This is a genomic window from Streptomyces sp. NPDC057654, assembly GCF_042800135.1.
In the GTDB taxonomy this organism is placed as follows: domain Bacteria; phylum Actinomycetota; class Actinomycetes; order Streptomycetales; family Streptomycetaceae; genus Streptomyces.
In genome coordinates this window covers 1-3,501 of the sequence record NZ_JBHVHQ010000883.1, presented here as the reverse complement: position 1 = coordinate 3,501, position 3,501 = coordinate 1, and the positions used below count along the sequence as shown (strand labels likewise).

Below are 3,501 nucleotides of genomic sequence, written 5' to 3'. Positions count from 1 at the left end.
GGCCGCTCCCGCGGCCCCGGCGGCTCCGGCAGCCGCCCCGAGCGCGGCCGCCAAGCCCGCTCCGGCCGCGGCCCCGGCGAAGCCCGCCGCGAAGCCCGCGGCAGCGGCCCCCGAGGGCACCGAGTACGTCCCGCTGCGGGGTCCCGCCGCGGCGGTCGCGAAGAACATGAACGCCTCGCTGGAGCTGCCCACGGCCACGTCCGTGCGCGCGGTCCCGGTGAAGCTGCTCTTCGACAACCGCATCGTGATCAACAACCACCTCAAGCGCGCGCGCGGTGGCAAGGTCTCCTTCACGCACCTCATCGGCTACGCCATGGTGCAGGCGCTGAAGCTGATGCCGTCGATGAACCACTCCTTCGCGGAGAAGGACGGCAAGCCGACCCTCGTCAAGCCCGAGCACGTCAACCTCGGTCTCGCCATCGACCTGGTCAAGCCCAACGGCGACCGCCAGCTCGTGGTCGCGGGGATCAAGAAGGCGGAGACGCTCAACTTCTTCGAGTTCTGGCAGGCGTACGAGGACATCGTCCGCCGCGCCCGTGCGAACAAGCTGACGATGGACGACTTCACCGGCGTCACCGCGTCGCTGACCAACCCCGGCGGCATCGGCACCGTGCACTCCGTGCCGCGGCTCATGCCCGGCCAGGGCCTGATCCTCGGCGTCGGCGCGATGGACTACCCCGCCGAGTTCCAGGGCACCTCCCAGGACGCCCTGAACAAGCTGGGCATCTCCAAGGTCATGACGCTGACCTCGACGTACGACCACCGGGTGATCCAGGGCGCCGCCTCCGGCGAGTTCCTGCGGATCATGAACCAGCTGCTGCTCGGCGAGAACGAGTTCTTCGACGAGATCTTCAAGGCGCTGCGCATCCCGTACGAGCCGGTCCGCTGGCTCCGCGACATCGACGTCTCGCACGAGAACGACGTCACCAAGGCCGCGCGCGTCTTCGACCTGATCCACTCCTACCGGGTCCGCGGCCACGTCATGGCCGACACCGACCCGCTGGAGTACCGCCAGCGCAAGCACCCGGACCTCGACATCATCGAGCACGGGCTGACGCTGTGGGACCTGGAGCGCGAGTTCGCCGTCGGCGGCTTCGCCGGCAAGTCGATGATGAAGCTGCGCGACATCCTGGGCGTGCTCCGCGACTCGTACTGCCGCACCACCGGCATCGAGTTCATGCACATCCAGGACCCGAAGGAGCGCAAGTGGATCCAGGACCGCGTGGAGCGCGGTCACTCCAAGCCCGAGCGCGATGAGCAGCTGCGCATCCTGCGCCGGCTGAACGCCGCCGAGGCGTTCGAGACGTTCCTCCAGACCAAGTACGTCGGCCAGAAGCGGTTCTCGCTGGAGGGCGGCGAGTCCGTCATCCCGCTGCTCGACGCGGTCATCGACTCGGCCGCCGAGTCGCGCCTGGACGAGGTCGTCATCGGCATGGCCCACCGCGGCCGGCTCAACGTCCTCGCGAACATCGTCGGCAAGTCGTACGCGCAGATCTTCCGCGAGTTCGAGGGCAACCTCGACCCGAAGTCGATGCACGGCTCCGGCGACGTGAAGTACCACCTGGGCGCCGAGGGCACCTTCACCGGTCTGGACGGCGAGCAGATCCAGGTCTCGCTGGCCGCCAACCCCTCGCACCTGGAGACCGTCGACCCGGTGGTCGAGGGCATCTCCCGCGCCAAGCAGGACGTCATCGGCAAGGGCGGCACGGACTTCACGGTCCTGCCGGTGCTGCTGCACGGCGACGCGGCCTTCGCGGGCCAGGGCGTGGTGGCCGAGACGCTGAACATGTCGCAGCTGCGCGGCTACCGCACCGGCGGCACGGTGCACATCGTCATCAACAACCAGGTCGGCTTCACCGCCGCGCCGGAGTCGGCCCGCTCCTCCATGTACGCCACCGACGTGGCCCGCATGATCGAGGCGCCGATCTTCCACGTGAACGGCGACGACCCGGAGGCCGTGGTGCGCGTCGCGCGGCTCGCCTTCGAGTACCGCCAGGCGTTCAACAAGGACGTCGTGATCGACCTGATCTGCTACCGGCGCCGGGGTCACAACGAGACCGACAACCCCGAGTTCACGCAGCCGCTGATGTACCACGTGATCGACAAGAAGCGCTCGGTGCGCAAGCTCTACACCGAGTCGCTCATCGGCCGCGGCGACATCACGCTGGAAGAGGCCGAGCAGGCGCTCCAGGACTTCCAGGGGCAGCTGGAGAAGGTCTTCACCGAGGTCCGGGAGGCCACCACGGCCCCGGCCCCGGCGGAGGTCCCGCAGCCGCAGGCGGAGTTCCCGGTCACGGTGAAGACCGCGATCTCCCAGGAGGTCCTCAAGCGGATCGCCGAGTCCCAGGTCAACATCCCCGACCGGGTCACCGTGCACCCGCGGCTGCTCCCGCAGTTGCAGCGCCGGGCGACGCAGGTCGAGGACGGCACGATCGACTGGGGCACCGGCGAGACGCTGGCCATCGGCTCGCTGCTGATGGAGGGCACCCCGGTCCGGCTCGCCGGCCAGGACTCCCGCCGCGGCACGTTCGGCCAGCGCCACGCGGTGCTGGTGGACCGGGAGACCGGCCAGGACTACACGCCGCTGCTCTACCTCTCCGAGGACCAGGCCCGTTACAACGTCTACGACTCGCTGCTCAGCGAGTACGCGGCGATGGGCTTCGAGTACGGCTACTCGCTGACCCGCCCGGACGCGCTGGTCATGTGGGAGGCGCAGTTCGGCGACTTCGCCAACGGCGCGCAGACCGTCATCGACGAGCTGATCTCCTCGGCCGAGCAGAAGTGGAACCAGACCTCCGGGGTCACGCTGCTGCTGCCGCACGGCTACGAGGGCCAGGGCCCGGACCACTCCTCGGCCCGTATCGAGCGGTACCTCCAGCTCTGCGCGCAGAACAACATGACGGTCGCCATGCCGACCCTGCCGTCGAACTACTTCCACCTGCTGCGCTGGCAGGTGCACAACCCGCACCACAAGCCGCTGGTCGTCTTCACCCCGAAGTCGATGCTGCGTCTGAAGGCGGCGACGTCCAAGGCGGAGGAGTTCACCACCGGCAGCTTCCGCCCGGTGATCGGCGACGACTCGGTGAACGCCGCGGACGTCCGCAAGGTCGTCTTCTGCTCCGGCAAGGTCTACTACGACCTCGTCGAGGAGCGGACCAAGCGCGGTCTGACCGACACGGCCATCGTCCGCATCGAGCGCCTCTACCCGCTGCCGGGCGAGGAGCTCCAGGCCGAGATCGCCCGGTTCTCCAACGCGGCGAAGTTCGTGTGGGCCCAGGAGGAGCCGGCGAACCAGGGTGCGTGGCCGTTCGTCGCGCTCAACCTGATCGACCACCTCGACCTGGCGGTCGGCGCGGACATCCCGGCTCCGGAGCGGCTGCGGCGGGTCTCCCGCCCGCACGGCTCGTCGCCGGCGGTCGGCTCCAACAAGCGCCACCAGGCCGAGCAGGTGGCCCTGGTCAACGAGGTCTTCGACATCTGACCCCGGCGCCAGTACAGCCG

At 69.2% G+C, this 3,501-nt stretch carries 1 protein-coding gene; it reads left to right on the top strand.

The window, feature by feature from the left end:
- The coding region (locus tag ACFU99_RS37680; protein ID WP_384401406.1) for a multifunctional oxoglutarate decarboxylase/oxoglutarate dehydrogenase thiamine pyrophosphate-binding subunit/dihydrolipoyllysine-residue succinyltransferase subunit at positions 1–3,481 on the top strand (3,481 nt) is incomplete at its 5' end.
- Between the last annotated feature and the right edge of the window lie 20 nt (positions 3,482–3,501).